This window comes from Mesorhizobium sp. P5_C1 (assembly GCF_054049815.1).
Genome location: NZ_JBFULQ010000554.1, coordinates 1 through 3,501, shown reverse-complemented (window position 1 = coordinate 3,501; position 3,501 = coordinate 1). Strand labels below are relative to the sequence as shown.

Here is a 3,501-nt window from a genome sequence, read left to right as displayed (position 1 = left end):
ATGAAGCACAGCACCAGAAGCAACCCGGCCCGATAGGCCATTTCCATCATCCGATCCGACACCGGACGGCGAATGACGGCCTCCACCCCGTAGAACAAGAGATGGCCGCCGTCGAGGGGGGGAATCGGCAAAAGGTTCAGAAACCCGATGCCGACAGACAGCAGTGCAATCAGTTGCACGAGCCATTCGAACCCAAGTTTCGCTGCCTTGCCGGCCATGTCGGCGATCTTCACCGGGCCGCCCAGCTGACATTTATCCTCACGCCCGACAACGAAACGCTGCAGGAACTGACCAGTGCGCTGAATGACATGCCCAGTCTCCTCGACTGCCGCGGCAACCGCCCCGACGGGCGTGTAGGTGACGAGGCGGGGCTGGCCGAGTTCCTTGTTGTTGACGACGCCGATCACGGCAACCTTGACCTTGTTGCCGAGCGCGTCTTCCTGTTCCATCAGCCGCGGCGCCGCGGTCACCGTGACCTCCTTGCCGTCGCGCAGCATGACGAAGGTGATGGCGTCGCCGGCACGGCCGGAAACCAGACGCTGGACGTCACCAAAGGTTTCGACCTTGCTGCCGTCGACGCTGACGAATCGGTCACCGGGCAGGATGCCGGCTTTCGCCGCCGGRCTGTCAGCCGTCACCTCGGCGACCATCGGCTCGGCGACATAGCGGCCATAGGCGGAAAACAACACGGTGAAGACGACGATCGTCAGCAGGAAATTGAACAGCGGCCCGGCGACGACCGTCGCCGCGCGCTTCCAGATCGGCTGCGTGTGAAAAGCGACCTTGCGTTCCTCCTCGGTCAGCGTCTCGATCTCTTCCGAAGTCGGCTGACTCGATGTGGCGTTCATGTCGCCGACGAATTTGACATAGCCGCCAAGCGGTATCGCGCACAGTTTCCAGCGCGTGCCGTGGCTGTCGCTGAAGCCGAAAAGCTCCGGGCCGAAGCCGATCGAGAAGGCCTTGACCCCGATGCCACACCAGCGCCCGATGAGGTAGTGGCCCATTTCATGGACGAACACGACCACGGTCAGCACAAAGAGGAACGGCACGAGCGTGCCAAGGACGAAGCCTTGTGTGCTGAAAAGCGCGTGAAGAATCTCGTTCAAGATAAACCCTCAAATTCTTCCGCGGCGCGGATAGCGCCGTGACTGTGGCATCAATCCAGGCGAATCCAAGGCGCGGCGCGCATCGAGCCCTGAAATGACGCCTCTCAAACCGGAAACAGCCCCTGCGCCGGATGATCGGCGGTCGCCGAAATCCAGCCGATGACGTATAGGGCGAAAGCCGCCGCGACAAGCCCGTCGACACGGTCCATGACGCCGCCGTGGCCGGGGATGAGCGCACCCGAATCCTTGCGACCGTGGCGGCGCTTGATCCAGGATTCAAACAGGTCGCCAGCCTGGGCGACAATCGACAGCACGAGCGCCACAAGGCCGAGCAACGCCAGATTGCCGACGCCGGCAACCGCGGCCAGGATGAGCCCGGCCACAACTCCGCCGACAGCGCCGCCGAGCGCGCCGCTGCGTGTCTTGCCGGGAGAGATCGACGGCGCCAGTTTTGGGCCGCCGACCGTACGGCCAACGAAATAGGCAAAGATATCGGTGGCCCAGACGACCGCGAACAGGAACAGGATGGCGACGAGGCCTGAACGATCCCCGTCGCGCAACAGGGCAAGCGACAGGCCGGAAACACTGGCATAGGCAAGACCGGCCGCGTCCCATCGTCCGGTCTTGCGAACCGAGGCGGCAATCGCCACTGCGGCAACCGCCACCACGACAAGCGGCAGCAGCCACGATGCGGCAAGGCCGGCAATCAAGGCCCCAATGAAAACAACCAGCAGCGCTTCCGGCAGGAAACCCAGGCCCGTGGCCTCGGCCGGGCGCGACATGCGTGTCCATTCATAGAAAATCACCGCCGCCATCACGGCACACAGCAACCGGAACGGCAGCCCCCCAAACCAGGTCAAGCTAAGGGTAATGATGGCAAGCACGACTGCCGAAATGACGCGAAGCTGGAGATTGCTCATCCTGCGGCCGGTCGCGAGGCAACGTCCTGCGAGCCAAGTCCGCCGAATCGGCGTTCGCGGCTGGCAAATTCGCGCAGGGCCTCGGCAAGATGCTCGCGGCTGAAGTCGGGCCAGTAGCAAGGCAGGAAGACGAGCTCGCTATAGGCAGCCTGCCACAGGAGGAAGTTCGACAGCCGCAGCTCACCACTGGTGCGGATGACCAGTTCCGGGTCGGGGATGCCTTGCGTGTCGAGTGCGCCGGCAAAGCTTTCGGCGGATATCGCCTCGCTGTCGAGTTCGCCACGGGCCACGGCTGCGGCAAGCTTGCGCGCCGTCCGCACGATCTCGTCGCGTCCGCCATAGTTGAAGGCGATCACCAGGGTCAGCGCTTCATTTGCGGCGGTCAGCGATTCGGCCTCGTCGAGCAGCCCCCTGATGTCGGATTGCAGCCCTGCCCTGTCACCGATGATTCTGACCCGCACACCGCTCTGGTGCAAATCGGCGAGATCACGGCGGATGAACAGTTTCAGCAGGCCCATCAGGTCGCTGACCTCGGACTTCGGCCGCGACCAGTTCTCCGACGAGAAGGCATAGACAGTCAGGAAGGAGATGCCGAGCCCGGGTGCGGCGCGCACCGTCTTGCGCAGCGCTTCGACACCGGCCCGATGGCCAGCAAGACGAGGCATGCCGCGCGCTTTGGCCCAGCGTCCGTTTCCGTCCATGATGATCGCGACATGCGCGGGCGTTGCCATGTTCTCGCTTTCGGGTCAGCCGATGGCCAAAACCCTAAACCTGCATGATTTCAGCTTCCTTATCGGAAAGCAGGTGGTCGATGGTGCTGATCGTTTCGTCGGTAAGTTTCTGGACCTGTTCGGAACGCTTGCGCTGATCGTCCTCGCTGATGTCGCCGTCCTTTTCCGCCTTCTTCAGGAAGTCCATGCCATCGCGGCGCACGTGGCGAGCGGCGACGCGGGCGTTCTCGGCGTAGCCATGCGAGATCTTGACCAGTTCCTTGCGGCGCTGTTCGTTGAGCTCGGGCAGCGGAATCCTGAGATTGGTGCCGTCGACGATCGGGTTGAAGCCCAGATTGGATTCGCGGATGGCGCGGTCGACCGCGCCGACCATCGACTTGTCCCAGACCGACACCGAAATCATGCGCGGTTCCGGCACCGAGACGTTGGCGACCTGGTTGATTGGCATGGTGGTGCCATAGGCCTGCACCTGGATCGCGTCGAGCAGATTGCTGGAGGCGCGACCGGTCCGCAGCGAAGCCAGATCATGTTTGAACGCGGCGATTGCCCCGTCCATGCGCCGCTTGAGATCGTCGTACACACCACTCATCTTAATCTCCTCGACCCGTCTAGCGCGGGTTCACTGCTTTGGGGCAAGGCCCCGTGTTCGAGCCTGATTTTCGAAAACCGTCATCCCTTTTTCGGGACCAGGCCCCAGGATCAATCGTCCGCGACGACCGTGCAGCGGCCGCCGCCCCTTAGAAT

Annotated in this window: 4 protein-coding genes; all 4 read right to left on the bottom strand. The window is 63.1% G+C overall.

What is annotated here, in order from left to right:
* Positions 1–1,106, bottom strand: a 1,106-nt coding sequence (locus tag ACXJ7R_RS27735) for a M50 family metallopeptidase (protein WP_457154610.1), incomplete at its 3' end; no start/stop codon positions are given.
* 104 nt (positions 1,107–1,210) lie between these two features.
* Positions 1,211–2,026: a phosphatidate cytidylyltransferase gene (locus tag ACXJ7R_RS27730; protein ID WP_457154609.1), complete on the bottom strand. Its 816-nt coding sequence runs from the start codon at positions 2,024–2,026 to the stop codon at positions 1,211–1,213.
* Complete coding sequence (locus ACXJ7R_RS27725; protein WP_095081447.1) at positions 2,023–2,757, bottom strand: isoprenyl transferase; 735 nt, start codon at positions 2,755–2,757, stop codon at positions 2,023–2,025. The genes ACXJ7R_RS27730 and ACXJ7R_RS27725 overlap by 4 nt, the downstream gene beginning before the upstream one ends.
* 34 nt (positions 2,758–2,791) lie before the next feature.
* Positions 2,792–3,346, bottom strand: coding sequence for a ribosome recycling factor (gene frr / locus ACXJ7R_RS27720; RefSeq protein ID WP_457154608.1), 555 nt, complete (start codon positions 3,344–3,346; stop codon positions 2,792–2,794).
* Between the last annotated feature and the right edge of the window lie 155 nt (positions 3,347–3,501).

Bases quoted from the DNA above. Each gene is read 5' to 3' on its own strand.
- ACXJ7R_RS27730 (WP_457154609.1), bottom strand. From the start codon at position 2,026: ATGAGCAATCTCCAGCTTCGCGTCATTTCGGCAGTCGTGCTTGCCATC.
- ACXJ7R_RS27725 (WP_095081447.1), bottom strand. From the start codon at position 2,757: ATGGCAACGCCCGCGCATGTCGCGATCATCATGGACGGAAACGGACGC.
- frr (WP_457154608.1), bottom strand. From the start codon at position 3,346: ATGAGTGGTGTGTACGACGATCTCAAGCGGCGCATGGACGGGGCAATC.